Source organism: Pseudarthrobacter lactosi (assembly GCF_055412785.1).
Genome location: NZ_JBVAYS010000001.1, coordinates 797862 through 816869 on the forward strand (window position 1 = coordinate 797862; position 19008 = coordinate 816869).

Sequence of the window (19008 nt, forward strand, 5' to 3'; positions counted from 1 at the left end):
TCGGCGGCCGGTCACCTGAGGTGACCGGCCGCCGACGGCGTTAGTACGGTGGGTTACCTGGCTGCTACTGCTGTGCTGCCTGCAGCAGTTCGGCGCGGACCGTCTTGGTGGCCTTGACCAGGTTGCGCAGGGACTCTTCGGTCTCGGCGTAGCCGCGGGTCTTCAGGCCGCAGTCCGGGTTGACCCAGAGCTGGCGGGACGGGACGTGCTTGACGGCCGTGGCAAGGAGCTCGGTGACCTCGGCCTCGCCCGGAACACGCGGCGAGTGGATGTCGTACACGCCCGGACCCACGCCGCGGCCGAAGCCGTGGGACTCAAGGTCGTGGACAACCTCCATGCGGGACCGTGCAGCTTCGATGGAAGTGACGTCGGCATCGAGGCCGTCGATCGCGTCGATGATTACACCAAACTCCGAGTAGCAGAGGTGGGTGTGGATCTGCGTGGCGTCGGCTGCACCGGCGGTGGAGAGGCGGAAGGAATCCACTGACCACTGCAGGTAGGCAGCGTGGTCGGCCTTGCGCAGCGGCAGGAGTTCGCGCAGTGCGGGCTCGTCCACCTGGATGACCTTGATGCCGGCGGCCTCGAGGTCCGCGATTTCGTCGCGCAGGGCCAAGCCAACCTGGTTGGCGGTCTCGCCCAGGGGCTGGTCATCGCGGACGAAGGACCAGGCCAGGATGGTGACCGGACCCGTGAGCATGCCCTTCATGGGCTTGCTGGTCAGCGACTGTGCGTACTCGGCCCAGGCCACCGTGATGGGCGCGCTGCGGGTGACGTCGCCCCAGAGGATGGACGGACGGGTGCAGCGTGAGCCGTAGGACTGGACCCAGCCGTGGACCGTGACATCGAAGCCTTCGAGGTTCTCGGCGAAGTACTGGACCATGTCGTTGCGCTCGGGCTCGCCGTGCACCAGGACGTCGTAGCCGAGCTCTTCCTGCAGCTCAACAACGCGCTTGATTTCGTCCTTCATAAGCTGCTCGTACTGCTCGTTGGTGAGGTCGCCTTTGTTGTTTCGGGCACGCGCGGAGCGGATCTCAGACGTCTGCGGGAAGGAGCCAATGGTGGTGGTGGGCAGGGGCGGCAGGTGCAGGGCCTCTTCCTGGGCCGCTTCGCGGACTGCGTAGGCAGAACGGCTGAAGTCCGCTGCGGTCAGGGCCTCGGTGCGGGCACGGACGTCGTCGCGGCGGACGCCCTCGGCAGCGGCCCGGGCTGCGATGATGGCTGATGCTTCGTCGATGGCTGCCTTGGCGGAAGCGGGGTCGGCCAGGTAGGACGCGAGGGTCTTGACCTCTACGGCCTTCTGGTCGGCGAACGCGAGCCAGCTGCGCAGCTCTTCGGAGAGCTGGCCTTCTTCGGTGACGTCGTGCGGGACGTGCTGGGTGGAGGTTGAGGTGCTGACGGCGACCCGGCCGGCGGCAGCCTTCAGTTCGTCCAGCTTGGCGGCCGCGACGGCGAGGTCGTTGCGCCAGATGTTGTGGCCGTCAACGACACCGGCAACCAGGGTCTTGTTGCCAAGGCCAGCCAGTGCCGCTGCGGACGGCACGGCACCCTTGAAGGCGTCGATGTGCAGGGCGTCGATGTTGGTGGCGGCAAGTGTGCCCAGCTGGCCGTCGAGGGCACCGTACGGGGTGGAGACGAGGATCTGGGGGCGCGTGGCTGCCCCGGAGAGGACCTCGTAGGCGCGGGCAACGGCTGCTTCGATTTCTGCGGCCGGGGTGTCCTGGTCAACCACGAGTGCAGGCTCGTCCAGCTGGATCCAGCTGGCGCCTGCGGCGGAGAGCTTCTCGAGCAGCTGCACGTAGACCGGCAGGACGTCTTCGAGGCGGGACAGCGGGGCGAAGCCGGCGGGGGCCTCATCCGAAGCCTTCGAGAGCAGCAGGTAGGTGACCGGGCCGACGATGTACGGGCGGGTCTCGATGCCGTTGGCCAGGGCGAACTCGAATTCCTCAACAATGCGGTTGGAAGCGAGGGTGAACCCGGTCTCCGGGCCGATCTCCGGAACGAGGTAGTGGTAGTTCGTGTCGAACCACTTGGTCATTTCCAGCGGCTGCTGGTCCTTGGTACCACGGGCCAGGGTGAAGTAGCCGTCGATGTCGAGCTGGCCCTCGGCGTTGAGGAGCTTGCCGAAGCGGGCCGGAACAGCGCCGAGGTGGGCGGTGGCGTCCAGGACCTGGTCGTAGTAGGAGAAGGTGCCCGGAACGGCCGCGGCTTCGGTGAGGCCCAGTTCCTGCAGTCGCTTGGCGATGGTCAGCTGGATGCCCTTGGCGGCAGCGTCCAGTGCAGCGGCGTCGATCTTGCCGGCCCAGTAGGCTTCGATGGCCTTCTTGAGCTCGCGGCGGCGGCCGATGCGCGGATAGCCGAGGAGTGACGCGGCAGGGAACGGGGCAGTGGTCTTTTCAGGCATGGGAGATTCCTTGAGTGTTTGTGGAAACTGTGAATGGTCTGGCGGATGCTCGAAGGTCAGCTGGCGAGCTGGCGCTGGACTGACGCGTTGGCACGGACAGCGGCGCTGCGGCGGCCAGCTGAACGGGACTGGCGCGGAAGTGCCAGTTTGTCCAGCACCTCCAGAGCGCTCTGGTGTTCGTTGAACGTGTAGATGTGGATGCCCGGCGCTCCGGCCTGAAGGGCCGCGTTGGCCAGGTCCACGGTGGCCCGGACGCCGATCCGGAGGCGTTCGGAATCAGTGTCCGCGGCGGCGAGCCGGGCCAGGAGTTCCGGTGCCGGCTCAACGCCTGTCAGTTCCCCGAGCCGTGTGACCCGGCGCAGGCTGGTGAGCGGCATAACGCCCGGGATGATGGGGATGGTGACCCCGGCCCGGCGTGCGCGGCTGATGAGGTTCGCGTACTGCTCGGTGTGGAAGAAGACCTGGGTGATGGCAAAGTCGGCGCCGGAACGCTGCTTCGCGAGCAGCACCTCGACGTCGTGGGCTTCACTGGGTGATTCCGGGTGCCGGGTGGGGTACGCGGCGACGCCCACGGCGATCCTGCCTGCACACAGCAGGGCCGACCGCCGCTGTTCAACCCGCCGGATAAGTTCGATCAGGTCCTGCGCATACCGCAGTGACCCTGCGGCGAGCGGCGCACCACCCTTGGGCTGGTCGCCCCGGAGGGCCAGGATGCCCCGGACCCCGGTGTCCAGGAGGTCGCCGATGATCTCCGCCAGCTCCTCCGGCGTGTTGCCAACGCAGGTGAGGTGGGCCAGCGGCCGGAGCGTGGTTTCCAACAGGAGCCTGTTGATGAGTTCGACGGCGGTGTCCCGGTTCGAGCCACTGGCACCATACGTGACGGAGACATAGTCCGGCTCGGTGGTTTCCAGTTCCCGGATGGTGGTCCAGAGTGACTCGGCCGCGGCCGGCGAGCGGGGCGGGAAGAGCTCGTACGAGAGCGCCACGGGTGCGGTCTCGGAGAGGTTCGGATGCGTTTCGATAAGGCTTGGCGGTGACATTTGCGTCCTTGGCTTTGGGCCATTGCCGGATACCGGTCAGCAGATGTGACGGTGGTGCCGGGAATGAATTTGAGTTTGGGAACACGGAAAACTCCACAGGGACGCAGCCGCGACTGTTACGCCTGTAATGAAGTTGTCCGTGAGCAAATGTCAGGCCCACATGGGGGCACCCACACCCTCCACAATCGGAGGATCGCTGACACGTTACCTCGGTAACTTGTATAGAACTCTAGGAGCCGGCGGGGCACCCTTCAAGTCGGCTACCGAATTAAGACGCAGTTTTACGGCGTGTTTCGTTCTGGTGCAGAATTTTGTTCGCCGTTTTGGTCAAAGGAATCATCGAGGCGTACTGCGGAGCCCGGCTGCATTAGCCAGTTACCAGGGCCTGTCCACGCCCGGCCCGAAGTCATCGTCCCGGAGGTACTCGTCCCGCTCACGCCCGGAATTGCGCTCACTTTGGGCCTCCTTGGCACTGTCCTTGAGCTGCTCAAGCTGGCTCTGCTGGCCCGGATTCGCGGGAACCTCGTCCTGCCCGGGCTGTTCCGACGGTTGCGGGCCGGCCTTGTCCGCCGCGGCGGCATCGGCCTTTTGCTGCAGCCGTTCCGCCGCCTGTTCCAGCTTCTCCCCTGCGCCGGCTTCCGCTCCTGAATCCGCGCCTGCGTCGAAGCAGCCTTCCGGAGCAGCCTCCGCCACGGCAACGCCTTCTGCAAAGAGCCGGGCCGCCGCCGTCGGATCTTCCGCTTTGGCCTGGGCGTCACCGAGGCGCTCAATGGTGAGCGCGAGGTTGACCCGGACGACGCACTCGTCGGCTGTGCCCGCCAGGGGCAGTGCCTCCTCGAATCGCTGGCGCGCCGCAGCGAAGTCCCCGGCGAGGAACAGCCCGTCACCTTCGGCGAACGGTGCCTTGTGCGGTTCGACGAAGTTGGCAATTCGCAGTCCGGCCGCGGCATCCGCCACGGCGCTGGAGTCCGCGGCCACGAAGGACCGGGCAGCAGTGTCAGCGAGAATGCCCACGCTGAGCAGTTTGGCGGACAGGCAGAGGACCAGGAGTGCGGGCAGTGCAGACCACCACAACAGCCGACGGCGGCGCTCCCGCCGGTCCCCTGATTTCACCGGCACTGCCGGTTCCTGAGATACCGGTTCCTGAGATACCGGTTCCTGAGATACCGGTTCCCGGTGTACCGGTGTGGGCGCTGGCCGCATCACGTTCGAGCTCCCTGTCCGGGCCGCAGCTGCCGCCACTGTCTTAGCACCAAGAAAGTTTCGCGGAGGGCAAGGAGGAACGCTCCGGCGGCGAGAAGCCAGTACAGCTCAACCCGGCCGGCAACGTCGCCGGCCGCCGGTGCCTGCTGCAATTCCCCGGGATCAGCGGCCTGCATCATCGGCGCCACCGGGTCTCCGGCCGAACGGTGGACATAGGGAACACCCAACTGACCGGCAATCCCCTGCAGCCGGCCTTCGTCGAGAACCGACAAAGCATCCTTGCCGGTTCCGGACGACCGGTCCTGGATATAGCCGGCGTCGGCGTCCTGCCCCGAACCCTGCCCTGTGTTTTCCTTCATCCGGCCGCCGTCCGCTGTGCCATAGCCGAGCACCGCGCCGCCGTCCACGAGGCCGCCGTCGAGCCGAAGTGGCTCCGGTGCCTTGGCGCTGGTCTGTTCACCGTCGCCCAGGTAGTAGACCAGACGTGGCCGTTCGGGATGGCTGTCCCGCGCGGCGCGCAAGCGCTCCGCCAGCAAGGTTCCGGCAGCCGTGACACTGCTGCCCTTGGAGAATGCGGTGACCTGGGGCTGCAAGACGGACACGCTGGTGTCCAGGGCGGTGGTGTCGGTGGTCAGGGGCATCCGGACCACGGCATTGCTGTCGAAGGTCAGGAGCGAAAACCGGGCTCCGGCCAGTTCAGCCGCGATGGCCATAATGTCCTGCCGCACCCCCTTCAGCCGCGGCGAGTTATCGCCGTAGTCCTCGGCTGCGATGCTGCTGCTGGTGTCCACCACGAAGAAAACGTTGACGTCCGCCGTTGCGGCTTGGGAACTTCCGCCGGGGACACCCGGCCGGAGCGCCGCAGCCAGGAGCAGCAGCACCAGGGCGCCCCTGAACAGCCAGTCGCGGCGTGTACCGGCAGAGCGCACCCGCGCCGCCTGGACGAGGCGCCAGGCCAGAAACAGCACGGTCGCGGCGATGAGCGGGGCCATAACCCACCACGGCAGGATCGGTTGCAGGGTCATGGCCGGAGCCTCCACGATGCCCCAGCCAGCACCAGGCCGGACAGGAGCGCCAGCATCAGGGGCAGCTCGGGCCGGTCCGAGACCACTGCCTGGGGCGCGCCCTTCATGGCCGTGGCTTCGGTTTCCTGCACGGACCGGACGATGGCCGCCACCGCCTCCGGGCTGTCCAGCCGGAAGTACGCTCCGCCGCTGGATTCTGCCGCTGTCCGCAGCACGGCTCCGGGCTGGCCGGGGCCGGGCCCATAGTCGAAATCGCCGGGATTCAGGGCATACACGGGCACTTCCCGCTCCTTGGCGAGGGCGGCCGACTGCTCGAGCGTGAAGATGGGATCGCCGGACAGGTAGTTGTCTGTTGCCAGGACAATGGACCGCGAGCGCCGCTGACCGTCTCCTGCTTCCCCCGCCTCAGCGGCGCCCGTGTCCGGGAATCCGTTGACGCAGGACGCCAGGCCATCACCGATCAGCGACGATCCGCGACCGTTCCAGGTGCCTTCCAGGAATCCGGCGCTGCCGGGGTTTCCGTCGAACGCGTCTTTGGCCAGCGTGAGCTGCTCCTGGACATATGCGTAGTCGTCGGTGAGCGGGAAAACCTGGACGGCGCTGCTGTCGAAGACCGTGAGTCCAATCCGTTCGCCGTCGAACTCCTTCGCCAGTTCGGCAAACACCTGCACCACGGCCGCGTCGGCGCTGCTCATCGATCCCGACGTGTCCAGACACAGCATGATGTCCCGGTTCCGCTGCTCCGGCACGATGGTGGTCAGCTCCACCGGGCGCGCCGCCGCGGCCACCGCAGAGACCACCAGGGTTATGGCCGCGAGCGCGGCCACCGCCAGCCAGCGGCGGTGCCGGCGGAGGGCAGCCTGGTATTCGGGCAGGGCGGTGAGGCGGTCAGCATTGGCCACCGGCCGTCGTCGTACATTGGCTTGGCGGTCCGGGCGGAAGGCGAGCCAACCGGCCAGGGCAGCGATGACCAGTGCCGCCGGGATGAGCCACCAGAACATCAGTTCCATTGCCGCACCGCCTGGCGGGCAGTCTCGGCCGATTGCGCGACCGGCGGCAGCGGCTCCAGGCCGAACTCGCCCGGGTAGATCCTGCGGACGGCCTCAGCCGCTGGCGGCAGCGGGTGCCCGTGCAGCTCCGCCAGGGTCATCCGGGGCGCGTCAATCCCGGTGACATCGCGGGCGAACCGGCGGACCAGCAGACTCAGTTCCTGATGCGATTCCCGTGCGGTCAGCCGCCCGGCGGCGGCGTTGGCTGTGACGGCGTCGATCCTTTGCAGGTAGGCGTCCTTGAGGCCGGCAAGGTCCGACGGCGGCGTGAACCGGGGCGCCTGCTCCGGCACCTTCGGTTTGCGCGTGCCCAGCAAAACGAACGCGTACCAGCCCAGGACAACGGCCAGAAGTGCGAGTCCGGTCCACAGCCACGCCTGGCTGTACTGGAGCGGTGCGTAAATGCCTGGGTCAGCCTGCACGCCGGTGCCTTTCCAGGAGGGCGAAGAGTTCCGTCATGACCGCACCGCTTCCGGCCACGTGGCCTTGTGTGATGCCGGTGCGGCGGAGCATGGCGTGCCTGGCGGCGTCGCGCTCCCCTGTTGCCTTGGCATAGGCCGCCGCGATGGCCGGGGAAGCTGCCAGGTGTGTTGGCAGCACCGAGGAGTCTGCCACGCTGAAGGCGTCCTGGCTGGACTGGCCTTCCCCGGCAAGGTCAGCGTCCCTGATGGTGAGCCACAGGATCTCGTGCTGGGCGCGGAGCCTGCGGAGCAGCTGTTCGGTGTCGGGATTGGCGGATTGTTCGTCGGAGACCACAAACAGCAGGAACCGGCCCTTGACGTTGCGGGCCACGTATTCCAGCTGGTCCTCGATCCTGCTGTGGCCGGAGTCCAGGCTGGTGGACGAGTCAACCTCGCGCAGGAGCCGTTCCAGATGCGGCTCGCCGGCTTTGGCGGGGACGGAGTGTGTCCCGTTGCCATCGCCGCAGACCAGGCCCACCACGTCGCCGTGCCGGTGCGCCAGGTAACCCACCACACCGAGTGCCATTACCGCGATGTCCTTCTTGGTTTCGCCGTCGCGGGACTCGGCTGCCATGCCCCGGCCGGTATCGGCAATCAGCAGGACGGTCTGGCGCCGCACGGCGACGTAGCGTTTGATGAGCGGCGAGCCGAACCGGGCAGAAGCCTTCCAGTCGATGTCGCGGACGTCGTCCCCGGGGATGTAGGCGCGCAGGTCATCAAAGTCGAGGCTGCGGCCGCGGAAGACGGAACCGTATTCGCCGTCGAGCATGCCCCGGGCTTTCCGGTGGGCGAAGATGGCCATCTTCGACTTCACACGCTGCAGGAGACTGGTCACCGCTGCCTCAGGGTGTCTGGACGGAGGCTACGACCGCATCGATGATCGTCTCCACCGGCACCTGCTCCGCCACGGCGTCGAACCCCAGGATGAGGCGGTGCCGCAGCACCCGGTGCGCGAGGGACTTCACGTCCTCCGGGATCACGTGGTCCCGGCCGTTGATCAGTGCCACTGCACGGGCGGCCTGGCTGAAGGCGATGCTGGCGCGCGGGCTGGCGCCGAATTCGATAAAGCCGGCGAGCCGCTGGTCGATGTACTGCCCGGCGTTGCGGGTGACGAACACGAGGCCCACGATGTAGTTGATGATGGCCGGGTCGATGTAGATCCGCTTCACCAGCTCCTGGACGCCGATGACGGCGTCCAGCGAGGCGGCGGCCGCGGGCTTATGCTCCGCGGTGAAGACCCCGGCGTCGATCCGCCGGATGATTTCCGTTTCCTCGGCCGGCGTGGGGTAGTCCAGCACGTCCTTGAGCATAAAGCGGTCCATCTGCGCCTCCGGCAGCTGGTACGTGCCTTCCTGCTCGATGGGGTTCTGGGTGGCCAGCACCATAAAAGGGGACGGCAGCCGGTATTCCTCTCCCCCGATGGAGGTCTGCCGCTCCTGCATGGCCTCCAGCATGGCGCTCTGGGTCTTGGCGCTGGAGCGGTTGATCTCGTCCAGCAGGACGATGTTGGCGTGCACCGGCCCCAGTTGGGTGATGAAGGTGCCCTTGGCGGCGTCGTAGATCTGCGTGCCCACGATGTCGCTGGGAAGCAGGTCCGGCGTGCACTGGATCCGGCGGAACTCTGCGCTCACTGCTTCGGCCACGGTCTGCGCGGCGGTGGTCTTAGCAAGCCCCGGAACGCTTTCCAGCAGGATGTGGCCGCCGGTCATCAGCCCCACCAGCAGGGATTCACGCAGCCGTGCCTGGCCCACCACCTTGGCTTCGAAACTGCGGGAAATGTTGGCCACCACCTGCTGCGCCCGGGCCAGTTCCGCCGGGTCAATTCGTGCGGGCGCACTGGTCTGAAGCAATGGATTTCCCCCTGATGGATGGTGGTGGGCGGTTGGTAGGCCGCGTGCTGCCGGGCGGCTGCACTCCGCCCGCCATCCTATCCAAGCCACCTGCGGGTCAGGCCGCAATGGGGACCCCTCCCCATCGCGGGTCGGCAGGTTTATCCTGTTGGAATGAGCGAGCTTCCAGCCAGTTACAAAGAGTTCCTCGCCGACAAGAGCGAGAGGTTCATCCTTGCCGTCAAGCCTGTTTTGCAGCAGTCCGCTGCCGACCGGACCCACGGCGTCCGGGTCACCTACAACGCGGGTCCCACCGGCCACCAGGCCCACCTCGACGACAGCATCCCGTTCGGAGTGGTGGTCGAGGACATCGACTGAGGGCTCGGCTGCGCTGGCCGGGCTCTGAACGCCGCTAGCCCTTCACCGCACCCGAGAGCGCGAAGGAACTGCCGGCGCCCTTGGCCACGATGACGTACAGGGCCAGCACCGGGACTGAATACAGGATGGAAAAGGCGGCCAGCTGCCCGTACGCCACTGCGCCGTGCTGTCCGAAGAAGCTGAAGATCGATACTGCCGCCGGCTGCCGGGCCTCGGACAGCAGGAGGACAAACGGGACAAAGAAGTTCCCCCAGGCCTGGATGAACACAAAGATGAACACCACGCCCAGCCCCTGCCGCATCAGCGGCAGGACGATGGTCCTCAGCGCCGTCAGCCCCGACGCCCCGTCCACCCAGGCTGCTTCCTCCAGCGACACCGGAACGCCGTCCATAAAGTTCTTGGTCATCCAGATAGCCATGGGCAGCGTGGTGGTGGCCATAAAGAAAATCGTGGCGGGCATCGAATCCAGCAGATGAAGCTGCACAAACAACCCGTAGACCGGCACCATGATCGCCGTGATGGGAAGGCAGGTTCCAAACAGGATGGTGTACATAAACGGCTTGTTGAACCTGGACTGGTAGCGGGACAGCGGATAGGCGGCGAGCACTGCTGCCACCAGGTTCACGGCGGCCGTGCCGGCGGACAGCACCATGCTGTTCCAGAGCGGCTGGAACAGCAGCCCCGGCGTCATGATGGCGGCAAAGTTGTCCAGGGAGACTTGGGCAGGCAGCCGCGTCTCATGCCCGGCGGACGCATCGAGGGACGCAAACACCAGCCACAGCAGCGGCAGGACAAAGCAGGCACCGATCAGGATCAGAGCCACGTCTGCCGGCATCCGGGCACGCTGTTGGGCACGGGAAACTGCACCCGTACCGGACCGCGGCTGGCTCCGGGCGGAGGTCCCCGCCGTCGTGCTCATGGTTTACTCTCCCGCAGGAGCCGGACGTATGCGGCACCGAACACCACGCCAATGAGGATCAGCACTGACGCCACCGCGGTGCCGTACCCGATGTCGCCGAACTTGAAGGCCTCCAGGTACGCCAGCACCGGCAGCGTGGTGCTGGCATTGGCGGGGCCGCCCGCTGTCATGACCCAGATGAGGGTGAACACCGCCAGCGTCTGCAGGGTGATGAGCATGAGGTTGGTGGCGATGCTGCCGCGGATCATGGGGATGGTGATGAAGGCCAGCCGCTGCCAGCCACCGGCACCGTCCATCAGTGCGGCCTCCGTAACCTCACCGGGGATGTCATTAAGCGCGGCCCGGTAGACCAGCATGGAGAACGCCGTACCCCGCCAGATGTTGGCAAGCAGGATCGCAACCATCGGAAACGAATACAGCCAGTCGGTCCGTTCGAACCCCAATCCGCCGAGCAACTGGTTCAGGGTCCCGTCCCGGCTGAAATAGGCGTAAGCGGCGAAGGCGGCCACGATCTCGGGCAGCACCCATGCAGCCACCACCGCAGTACCAACGACGGCAGCCACCGGGCGGCGCGCCCGTCGCATCAGCACCGCAAGGGTGAGTCCCAGCAGGTTCTGGCCCAGGATGGCCGAGCCGCCCACAAACAGGACGGTCAGGCCAAGCGAGAGCGGCAGGACCGGATCGGACAGGAGCCTGGCGTAATTGTCGAACCCGATCCAGCCTGGATTGCGGGCGTTGCGGCCGGTCAGGGCAGCGTTGGTGAATGACGCGTGGAAGGCCCACAGCACCGGGCCGGCCAAAAACACAAGCAGCAGGACCACGGCCGGGAGGACCGGAAGCAGCCGTGCCTCGCGCCGGAGCACAGTGCGCCGCCGCCGGTGGCCCGCCCGGTCATGCCTTAGGGAAACCGCCACAGGTTACTTCGCGACGGTCTTGGCCTCACCCACGATGCCCTTCACCGCCGTGTCGTAGTCAGCGGCCGCCCGCTCCGGGGATTTCGCCCCGGTGATCACGGCTTCGGTGGCCTCCTGGACAGCCGCGGAGATCCGCGGGTAATCAGCGGTTGCGGGGCGGTAGTGTGTAACGGCCACCAGCTCGGACACGTCCTTCACAAATGGATTGGCCGCCTGGTAGCCGGCATCTGCGGCGACATCTTTGCGCACGGCGATCTGGGAGCTGGCGATGTTGAAGGCCAAGGAGTTCTTCTGGTTCAGGGCCGTGGCGAGGAACTCAAACGCGAGGTCGGGGTTTTTGGTCTCCGCCCCTACCGCCAGGGTCCAGCCGCCGGACATGCTGACGCCGCCGGGCGCCTGGCCATCCTGGGTGGGGAACGCCGTGACGCCCATGTCCTGCCCATACTCTGCCCATTCATAGCTGCCGCCCTTCTGCCAGAACGACGGCGTGTAGGAACCCTCCACGGTGGCGCCCATCTTGCCCTGCGGCAGCCATTCGCCGAAGACCTTCTTCCAGACATTCGCGTCGAGGGCCTCCGCCGGTGAGACTGCCAGTTTTTCGTCATAGAGGGTTTTGAGGAACCCCAGCGAATCGGTGAACCCCTTCGAGCCGACAACCCACTTCTTGGCGTCGGCGTCGTACAGTTCGGAATCGGTTCCATAGAGCAGTTCGTAGAAGCCCTGCATCACAGTGCCTTCACCGGTGGCCTTGCCGGCGTACAGGTTGAAGGGCACAACGGTGGGATCACTTGCCTTGATCTTCCGGGCTGTATCCAGGATGTCCTGCCAGGTGCGGGGCTCCCACGGGACACTGATGCCCGCGGCCATCAGCACCTTTTTGTTGTACCAGATACCGCGGGTGTCCGTGCCCAGCGGGACCGCGTACGTGCCGCCGTCGTCCCCCAGGCCGGCCGCCTTGGCGCCGTCATCGAAGGTATCCCAGTCCTCCCACCCGTCAAGGTGGCTGTCCAGCTTCAGGAGGTACCCGGCGTCGACGTCGGAGCGCACCTTGAAGGTGTCCTCATAGAAGACGTCCGGGGCGGTGGAGGGCGAACGGAGCGCGAGGGCAAGCTTGGTGCCGTAGTCGTCGTCGTTCGCCTGGATGGGCTCAAGGGCAACCGTGACGCCCTGGTTGGCGGCCTCAAACTCCTGTTTGGCCGCCTGGAAGAGCGTGTCCAGGGCAGTGAAGGAATCGGTCTTTTGGTAGACCACCTTCAGCGTTTTTGTCTCCGCTTCGGGGGCGGCAGGGGAACACGCCGTCAGCACAAATCCCGCAGCAGCGATGAGTGAGGTGAATTTGAGGGCCCGGCGCATGATGCTCCATTCAGTCAATGGCTGCCGTCCCCTGTATCTGCGGGCCCCAGCCGCGGCGATATCCACATGCTAGATGGGGCTCCTGCCACTGGCAAGGAGGCCCTGGTCAGATGTCCGGTTCAAACTTCCAGGAGAAGCCGCTGCGCCCGGGGCGCCAGTGTATGCTCCAGGACCAGGCAGGCAGCTCCAATGGCGCCCACGTCCTCACCGACTCCCGTGCCGACAACTTCGATGGTGTGGATCAGGCGTGCCGCACCGTTGGCGTCCACCAGGGCAGGGATCTTCTCCAGGTAGCGGTCAGCGATCCGGCTCCAGAAGGGCCCGCCGAACACTACCCGCTCCACGTCCAGCGTGTTGGTGACCACGGAGACGGCCCGGGCCACGAGCACGGCCGACTTGTCGATGATCGCCAAGGCCTTGTCGTCGCCAGCGTCGGCGAGGTCGCACAGTTGCGCGAAGCTCTGCTGCACTTCGGCTCCGCTGGTGTGCTTTCCGGAGCCGTTCAAGATGCCCGCGGCGACGGCCTCCGCTACGAGTACCTGCGGGATGGCCGAGGACTTCACGCAGCCGCGCAGGCCGCAGTCGCAGGGCGGGCCGTCGGGATCCACCACGATGTGGCCGATTTCCCCGGCATTTCCTGATGTTCCGCGGACTACTTCATCGTGCAGGACGATGCCGCAGCCGATCCCGGTGCCCATGTACATAAAGATGAAACTGCCCGAGCCGCTGGGCCCGCCGGCCCATGTTTCGGCGACGGCGGCACTGGTGACGTCCTTGTCCACCAGGACGGAGTAGCCGGTGGCCTTGGCCAGGGCGTCCCGGAGTTCCACCCGGTCCCAGCCCGGCAGCAGCGGCGGATCCACCACGGTGCCATTGTCCAGGTCGATGGGTCCCGGAGCGGCCAGGCCCAGGCCGGCGATCCGGCTTGTGTCCACCCCGGACTCGGCAACCAGCTGTTCAATCTCGGTGGCCATAGTGGAAATTACGGCGGCAGGATCATTCCCGCCGGGTGTTTTGATCCGGGAATGCTGAACAACGGCGCCCACGAGATCGAGCACCACGAACGTGGTGACGGCAGGGTCCAGGTGGACGCCAATGGCGTACATACCGCCCGGGTTGAGGCGAAGCATGGTGCGCGGTTTGCCGGGGCCGCTGCCTTCTTTGCCGGCTTCGACGATCAGGTGCTGGTCAAGCAGGCGGCGGGAGATGTTGGAGATGGTCTGCGGCGAGAGGCCCACGATCTGGGCGAGCTCCACGCGGCTCAGTCCGCCGGATGACCGTCGGATGGCATCCAGGATTACCGTGAGGTTGAAGTCCCCCATGCGCGGAAGATTGGTCCCGCGCCGTGGCGCCGAGGACTGGCGAATTTCTGGCACGGTCTCCCCTAGGTTTTCGGCCGCGTACTCACATTGTCTGAATCGTACGTTACCCCTTGATCAACGCCCAGAGCCGGAGGTGGGCCGTGACGCGGCCGGGGCGCCAGTTGCCCTGCTGACGCGCCTATGGCCGCTTGGTGCTGACCGCCACCTTAAACTTTGGGTTGCCGCCCCTCACGGTGGTGGGACCCACCAGCCGCTCCAGCGCCGGGAGGTACTGCAGGTGCCGGTTGAAGACTGTCCACAGCTCACCGCCCGGGGCAAGGATTCTGGCCGCCGCCTCGAACAGTTTGATGCCCGCACCGGCGTGCACACTGGCGCCCAGGTGGAAGGGTGGATTCAACAGGACAAGCTCGGCGCTTCCGGCCGGGAGGGTGCTCACCGCGTCGTCCTGGAGGACGGTAATCCGTTCCTCGAGGCCGTTGGCCAGGGCCGTGGCGCGGGCGGACGCGACGGCGGCTGCGGACCGGTCCGTGGCAGTGACCCTTGAGGCCGGGTTCTGGCGGGCGTACAGGGCAGCGAGGATGCCGGTGCCACAGCCCAGATCAATGGCGTGTCCGGCCTGCGGCATTTCCGGCAGGAACGTCAGGAGGAACCTGGTCCCGATGTCCAGTTTTGTTCCCGCAAAGACGGCACCGTGGGCAGCAACATCCAGGTCCAGCTCGGCATGGCGTTCGACGGCGGGACTCCACTCGTGCGCATCGGTTTGCCGGGCGCCGCTGGCCAGGATGATCCGGGACTTCTGCCGGGCCAACTGCGGCTGGAGCGTCTCGAAGTGGCGTTCCAGGACCGCGTTCATTCCCAGCGACATGTGTTTGATCCGTCCGCCTGCGAGCAGCACCACGCCAGGGGCGGCATAACGCGCCACTGCGGCGGCGATTTCTTCAAGCTCCGCCAGGGTCCGCGGCAGCTGAAGCAGCACCAGTTCCGCGCCGGACAGCAGCTCCTCCCCCAACGGCAACTGTTCGAACCCCGCGTCATCAACTCCGGGATCCGCCGCTGCGAGCCCCGTGGTCGCGGCGTTGTTTCGGAGGGCGCGCTCCCCCGTGATGAGGTCCTCGTGCACTCGGACCCGCCGGACCCCCAGCGTGGCCAACGCGCCGAGGGTGAGGGCGCCGTAGCGGTCGCCGATGACAGTCAGCCTGGTGTCCGGTTCCGTGCGTGCAGCGGCGGCGTCCAGCAGCAGCCGGTCCGTGGCGTCCCAGGCCTGGAGGTTGGGGGCTTCGACGTCCGGGTGGCGCCGGAGCGTGCCGAAGATGTCCTCGAGATTGTTCTGTGCCACAGATTCCTGCCATCTGGTCATGTGCTGGTGGTTGATGCGGTTGGTGCAAGGGCGGGCAGTTTGAGGATCGCCGTGACGGCGGCCCGGCCCGCCCGGTTGGCGCCGATGGTGGATGACGACGGCCCGTAACCCACCAGATGGACGCGCGGCTCAATTGCCACCTGGGTCCCTTCCATGGCGATGCCGCCGCCGGGTCCCCTGAGGTGCAGTGGCGCCAGGTGTTCGAGCTCGGCACGGAACCCGGTGGCCCACAGGATGACGTCGGCGCGGAGCAGGCTTCCATCGGTGAGCCGGAGGCCGTCGGGCTCTATGGCGGTGAACATTGGCTGTCGGTCCAACGCACCCCGTTGTGCTGCCGCCCTCAGAGCCGGTGTCCAGATGAGGCCGGTCACGGCCACTACGCTTTGCGGCGGCAGGCCCTGCCGCACGCGTTCCTCCACAAGGGCGACGGCGTTGTGGCCGGCCTGGGCATCGAACGCGGCGTCGCGCCAGTCCGGTTCCCGCCGGGTGAACCAGCTCGTGCTGGTCACCTGCGAGACCTCATCCAGCAGCCCGACAGCGGAAATACCGCCGCCCACCACGATGACGTGCAGGCCGCGGAACTCCTCGGCGGAGACGTAATCGGCCACGTGCAGTTGCCGGCCCCTGAACGAGGCGCGGCCCGGATAGATGGGCCAGAACGGCCGGGTCCACGTACCGGTTGCGTTGATGAGAGCCTTCGCTGACCAGTGGCCGCTGTCGGTGCTGATCCGCAGGCGTCCAGCCGGATCAGCGTCTTCCCTGGCGACCGAGGTGACCTTGACGGGGCGCTCGACCTCAATCCCGAGGTCCCGCTCGTACCCGGCGAAGTACCGGCTCAGGAACTCTGAGCTCGGTTCCATGGGATCCACGTCAGGCTTCGCGATGCCGGGAAGGTCGCTGATGCCGTTGACCGTGGCCATGACCAGGCTCTTCCAGCGGTGGCGCCAGGCGCCGCCTGGGCCTTCCTCGGCGTCCAGTACCTTGTAGTCAATCCCCCGACGCTGCAGGTGGTAGGCGGCGGAGAGCCCTGCCTGGCCCGCGCCGATGACCGCAACGTCGGTGGTTCGGTTGTCCATGCTCGTGGCCGGTTTCTGCTAGACCTTCTTCACTACGGAGGATTTGAGCTGCATGGGTCCCACACCGTCCACTTTGCAGTCGATGTCGTGATCGCCCACGCCGTCCATCAGCCGAATCCCGCGGACTTTGGTGCCTACCTTGATGACACCGGAGCTGCCCTTGATTTTCAGGTCCTTGACCACCGTGACAGTGTCGCCGTCGGCGAGGATGTTGCCCACCGCATCCTTGATCACCCGTGGCCCGGCCTCTGCCGTGGCCTCAGCTGCCTCGGCAGACCACTCGTGGCCGCATTCCGGGCAAACCAGGAGCGCACCCATCTCGTAGGTGTAGGCACTGGAACATTCGGGGCATGGCGGCAACGTCTCATTCACTCCCCCATGATAATCGCGCCGCTGCGCTGACAGGCGCGCGCCGCCGTCGTACTGTTGGCCCTAGGCAGACGAAAGGCGTGGACCATGGGAACAGAAAAAGGGGCAGCGTCGCTGCTGGCTAACGCACTGGGCATCGTCCTGGGCACGGCGGAAATACCCTTGCGCCTCCGGGCGTGGGACGGTTCCGAGGCGGGGCCGCCCGACGCCCCCGTCCTCGAATTCAGGTCACGCCGTGCCCTGCGTCGGATCCTGTGGTCACCTGGGCAGCTCGGGCTCATCCGCGCCTACGTCGCCGGAGACATCGACGCCCCCGGCGACATCTTTGCGGCCTTCACGGCACTCAGCTCCGTGGGAAAGTTTTCCGAGCCAGGGCCCTTCCGTCCCCTGACACCGCGTGAACTGGCCACGCTGGTCAGCACGGCCATCCGGCTGCGCGCGCTGGGTCCCAGCCCTGCACCGCCTCCTGAAGAATCACGGGTCACGCGGAAGGGCCGGCTCCACACCCGGCGGCGCGATGCCGCGGCCATCTCGCACCATTACGACGTCGGCAACGACTTTTACGCCCTCGTGCTGGGACCATCATTGGTCTACTCCTGCGCGGTGTGGGCGGATGGAGCCGACGGCGGCCTCCCCGCCGGACTGGATGAGGCACAACAGGCCAAGCTGGACCTTGTCTGCCGGAAGCTGCGGCTTAGGCCGGGGATGAGGGTGCTGGACGTGGGCTGCGGCTGGGGCAGCTTCGCTTTGCACGCGGCGCAGCACTACGGCGTCACGGTGGTGGGGGTGACGCTCTCCGCGGAGCAGGCCGTGCTCGCGCGCAAACGTGCGGCCCACGCCGGCCTGACTGAAAACATCGATATTCGGGTCCAGGATTACCGGGATATCTCCGACGGGCCGTTCGACGCCATCAGCTCCATCGGTATGTCCGAACATGTGGGCCGTGAACAGACACCCCACTATGTGGAGGTGCTGCACGGCCTGCTCCGTCCCGGCGGCCGGCTGCTGAACCACGCCATCTCCTGGAACGCCGGCCCCACCAAACCGGACCCGGATTCCTTCATTCCGCGCTACGTCTTTCCGGACGGCGAGATGATCAGCCTCGGCGAGATGGTCAGCGCGCTGGAGAACGGCGGGTTCGAAGTGCTGGATGTGGAGGCCCTGCGCCAGCACTATGCGCTGACCCTGCGGGCGTGGGTGCGCAGGCTTGAGGAGAACTGGGACGAAGCCGTCCGGCTCACGAGCCTGGGCCGGGCGCGGGTGTGGCGCCTCTATATGGCTTCCAGTGCCATTGGCTTTGAAACCGGGGTCACGGGCGTCAACCAGGTACTTGTCCAGCGTGCCGGCGGGGACGGGCCGCCGCTGCGCCGGACGGAATGGATCTGAGCGCTCTCTATTCGAGCGCCCAGCGATCCGGGCTCCCTGCTGAAACAAAAAAGAGCCACCCTTACCGGGTGGCTCTTTTTTGCGGACCAAGGTCCTGTTTGGTGGAGCTGAGGGGACTCGAACCCCTGACCCCCTGCATGCCATGCAGGTGCGCTACCAGCTGCGCCACAGCCCCAAACTTGTGCCCCTCCGCGGTTCAAAACGCCCGAAGCAACCTGATCAGCTTAATAGAAATCTTCTCGCGGCGCCAATCGGGAGGTGAGTTTTCCTGCCATAAAAAAATCCGCCGGAATCTTTCGATTCCGGCGGATTATCCGGTGGAGCTGAGGGGACTCGAACCCCTGACCCCCTGCATGCCATGCAGGTGCGCTACCAGCTGCGCCACAGCCCCGGACCTTCGTTACTCCGCGGTCTCCCCGGAGCAACTCAAATATCTTAGACCAGCTTTTCCGAAAATTCCAAATCGGGCATATTCGGGCCGGCAAGGCCTGCTATTCGGAGTCGGATGCCGCCGTCGCCTTGGCTGAAGTGTCTTCGCCCAGCTGCAGGTCAACGACGGGGCAGTCCTTCCACAGACGCTCCAGGGCGTAGAAAACACGGTCCTCTTCATGCTGGACGTGGATGACGATGTCCGAGTAATCCAGCAGTACCCAACGCCCGCCGGAGCGGCCTTCGCGGCGTACCGGACGGAGGTCCTGCTTTGAAAGTTCTTCCTCGATGCCGTCAACGATGGCGTTGACCTGGCGCTCACTCGGCGCGGATGCGATGAGGAAGACGTCTGCCAGTGCCAGGCGTTCGCTGACATCGAGGGCCACGATGTCGTGGGCAATCTTGTCCGCGGCTGCCCTGGCGGCTTGGCGGGCAATGGCGATGGATGAATCTGTTGCAGTCATGGGACTCCTTGTAGTTTTCTAAAGCTTCGTAAA

The 19008-nt window shown here is 66.3% G+C and carries 18 protein-coding genes and 2 tRNA genes; 2 read left to right on the top strand and 18 right to left on the bottom strand.

The annotated features are described in order from the left end of the window. Positions 1 to 64: 64 nt before the first annotated feature. The 8 genes from metE to ACZY0Q_RS03695 all read right to left on the bottom strand — a co-directional run bounded on the left by metE (position 65) and on the right by ACZY0Q_RS03695 (position 9029). A complete protein-coding gene (metE, locus tag ACZY0Q_RS03660; RefSeq protein WP_463914810.1) occupies positions 65 to 2401 on the bottom strand; it encodes a 5-methyltetrahydropteroyltriglutamate--homocysteine S-methyltransferase in 2337 nt (778 codons plus the stop codon). 56 nt (positions 2402 to 2457) lie between these two features. After that, complete coding sequence (locus ACZY0Q_RS03665) at positions 2458 to 3441, bottom strand: methylenetetrahydrofolate reductase (RefSeq protein WP_463914812.1); 984 nt, start codon at positions 3439 to 3441, stop codon at positions 2458 to 2460. A gap of 375 nt (positions 3442 to 3816) precedes the next feature. After that, positions 3817 to 4560 carry a hypothetical protein gene (locus ACZY0Q_RS03670; protein WP_463914814.1) on the bottom strand — a complete coding sequence of 248 codons (744 nt, stop codon included), beginning with the start codon at positions 4558 to 4560 and terminating at the stop codon, positions 3817 to 3819. Positions 4561 to 4643: 83 nt separating this feature from the next. Further along, the gene (locus ACZY0Q_RS03675; protein WP_463914816.1) at positions 4644 to 5669 is read right to left on the bottom strand and encodes a VWA domain-containing protein; all 1026 of its coding nucleotides are present in this window, start codon (positions 5667 to 5669) and stop codon (positions 4644 to 4646) included. After that, the gene (locus ACZY0Q_RS03680; RefSeq protein ID WP_463914818.1) at positions 5666 to 6679 is read right to left on the bottom strand and encodes a vWA domain-containing protein; all 1014 of its coding nucleotides are present in this window, start codon (positions 6677 to 6679) and stop codon (positions 5666 to 5668) included. The genes ACZY0Q_RS03675 and ACZY0Q_RS03680 overlap by 4 nt, the downstream gene beginning before the upstream one ends. Continuing rightward, on the bottom strand, positions 6670 to 7140 hold the full coding sequence (locus ACZY0Q_RS03685; RefSeq protein ID WP_463914820.1) for a hypothetical protein: 471 nt from the start codon (positions 7138 to 7140) through the stop codon (positions 6670 to 6672). Before ACZY0Q_RS03685 ends, ACZY0Q_RS03680 begins: the two co-directional genes overlap by 10 nt. After that, positions 7130 to 8014, bottom strand: coding sequence for a DUF58 domain-containing protein (locus tag ACZY0Q_RS03690; RefSeq protein ID WP_463914823.1), 885 nt, complete (start codon positions 8012 to 8014; stop codon positions 7130 to 7132). The genes ACZY0Q_RS03685 and ACZY0Q_RS03690 overlap by 11 nt, the downstream gene beginning before the upstream one ends. Before the next feature lie 7 nt (positions 8015 to 8021). Next, entirely contained in the window at positions 8022 to 9029 is a 1008-nt protein-coding gene (locus ACZY0Q_RS03695) for an AAA family ATPase (protein ID WP_463914825.1), read from the bottom strand. A gap of 153 nt (positions 9030 to 9182) precedes the next feature. Between ACZY0Q_RS03695 and ACZY0Q_RS03700 the strand changes: the two genes are divergently transcribed. After that, the gene (locus tag ACZY0Q_RS03700) at positions 9183 to 9386 is read left to right on the top strand and encodes a hypothetical protein (protein WP_463914827.1); all 204 of its coding nucleotides are present in this window, start codon (positions 9183 to 9185) and stop codon (positions 9384 to 9386) included. A gap of 34 nt (positions 9387 to 9420) precedes the next feature. On the opposite strand, the gene ACZY0Q_RS03705 is transcribed toward ACZY0Q_RS03700, so the two are convergent. From ACZY0Q_RS03705 to ACZY0Q_RS03735, 7 genes are all read right to left on the bottom strand, one after another. Next, a complete protein-coding gene (locus ACZY0Q_RS03705; protein ID WP_463914828.1) occupies positions 9421 to 10305 on the bottom strand; it encodes a carbohydrate ABC transporter permease in 885 nt (294 codons plus the stop codon). Next, a complete protein-coding gene (locus ACZY0Q_RS03710; RefSeq protein WP_463914831.1) occupies positions 10302 to 11219 on the bottom strand; it encodes a carbohydrate ABC transporter permease in 918 nt (305 codons plus the stop codon). Before ACZY0Q_RS03710 ends, ACZY0Q_RS03705 begins: the two co-directional genes overlap by 4 nt. Positions 11220 to 11222: 3 nt before the next feature. After that, positions 11223 to 12572 carry an extracellular solute-binding protein gene (locus ACZY0Q_RS03715; RefSeq protein ID WP_463916241.1) on the bottom strand — a complete coding sequence of 450 codons (1350 nt, stop codon included), beginning with the start codon at positions 12570 to 12572 and terminating at the stop codon, positions 11223 to 11225. A gap of 119 nt (positions 12573 to 12691) precedes the next feature. Beyond that, a complete protein-coding gene (locus ACZY0Q_RS03720; RefSeq protein ID WP_463914834.1) occupies positions 12692 to 13894 on the bottom strand; it encodes an ROK family transcriptional regulator in 1203 nt (400 codons plus the stop codon). A 178-nt stretch (positions 13895 to 14072) separates the two neighbouring features. Further along, positions 14073 to 15230, bottom strand: coding sequence for a class I SAM-dependent methyltransferase (locus tag ACZY0Q_RS03725; RefSeq protein ID WP_463914837.1), 1158 nt, complete (start codon positions 15228 to 15230; stop codon positions 14073 to 14075). A gap of 17 nt (positions 15231 to 15247) precedes the next feature. After that, entirely contained in the window at positions 15248 to 16327 is a 1080-nt protein-coding gene (locus ACZY0Q_RS03730) for an FAD-dependent oxidoreductase (RefSeq protein ID WP_463914840.1), read from the bottom strand. A gap of 18 nt (positions 16328 to 16345) precedes the next feature. Further along, positions 16346 to 16699, bottom strand: coding sequence for a zinc ribbon domain-containing protein YjdM (locus ACZY0Q_RS03735; RefSeq protein WP_463914843.1), 354 nt, complete (start codon positions 16697 to 16699; stop codon positions 16346 to 16348). Between the two features lie 84 nt (positions 16700 to 16783). On the opposite strand from ACZY0Q_RS03735, the gene ACZY0Q_RS03740 reads away from it, so the two are divergent. Further along, positions 16784 to 18082: a class I SAM-dependent methyltransferase gene (locus tag ACZY0Q_RS03740; protein WP_463914846.1), complete on the top strand. Its 1299-nt coding sequence runs from the start codon at positions 16784 to 16786 to the stop codon at positions 18080 to 18082. Positions 18083 to 18181: 99 nt separating this feature from the next. Here ACZY0Q_RS03740 and ACZY0Q_RS03745 read toward each other — a convergent pair. The 3 genes from ACZY0Q_RS03745 to rsfS form a co-directional block, all read right to left on the bottom strand. Further along, a tRNA-Ala gene (locus tag ACZY0Q_RS03745) sits at positions 18182 to 18257 on the bottom strand. Between the two features lie 143 nt (positions 18258 to 18400). Further along, positions 18401 to 18473 (bottom strand) — tRNA-Ala (locus tag ACZY0Q_RS03750). 100 nt (positions 18474 to 18573) lie between these two features. After that, entirely contained in the window at positions 18574 to 18975 is a 402-nt protein-coding gene (rsfS, locus tag ACZY0Q_RS03755) for a ribosome silencing factor (RefSeq protein WP_463914848.1), read from the bottom strand. Positions 18976 to 19008 lie beyond the last annotated feature (33 nt).

Bases quoted from the DNA above. Each gene is read 5' to 3' on its own strand.
- ACZY0Q_RS03680 (WP_463914818.1), bottom strand. From the start codon at position 6,679: ATGGAACTGATGTTCTGGTGGCTCATCCCGGCGGCACTGGTCATCGCT.
- ACZY0Q_RS03720 (WP_463914834.1), bottom strand. From the start codon at position 13,894: ATGGGGGACTTCAACCTCACGGTAATCCTGGATGCCATCCGACGGTCA.
- ACZY0Q_RS03715 (WP_463916241.1), bottom strand. From the start codon at position 12,572: ATGCGCCGGGCCCTCAAATTCACCTCACTCATCGCTGCTGCGGGATTT.
- ACZY0Q_RS03665 (WP_463914812.1), bottom strand. From the start codon at position 3,441: ATGTCACCGCCAAGCCTTATCGAAACGCATCCGAACCTCTCCGAGACC.
- metE (WP_463914810.1), bottom strand. From the start codon at position 2,401: ATGCCTGAAAAGACCACTGCCCCGTTCCCTGCCGCGTCACTCCTCGGC.
- ACZY0Q_RS03705 (WP_463914828.1), bottom strand. From the start codon at position 10,305: ATGAGCACGACGGCGGGGACCTCCGCCCGGAGCCAGCCGCGGTCCGGT.
- ACZY0Q_RS03700 (WP_463914827.1), top strand. From the start codon at position 9,183: ATGAGCGAGCTTCCAGCCAGTTACAAAGAGTTCCTCGCCGACAAGAGC.
- ACZY0Q_RS03675 (WP_463914816.1), bottom strand. From the start codon at position 5,669: ATGACCCTGCAACCGATCCTGCCGTGGTGGGTTATGGCCCCGCTCATC.
- ACZY0Q_RS03740 (WP_463914846.1), top strand. From the start codon at position 16,784: ATGGGAACAGAAAAAGGGGCAGCGTCGCTGCTGGCTAACGCACTGGGC.
- rsfS (WP_463914848.1), bottom strand. From the start codon at position 18,975: ATGACTGCAACAGATTCATCCATCGCCATTGCCCGCCAAGCCGCCAGG.
- ACZY0Q_RS03730 (WP_463914840.1), bottom strand. From the start codon at position 16,327: ATGGACAACCGAACCACCGACGTTGCGGTCATCGGCGCGGGCCAGGCA.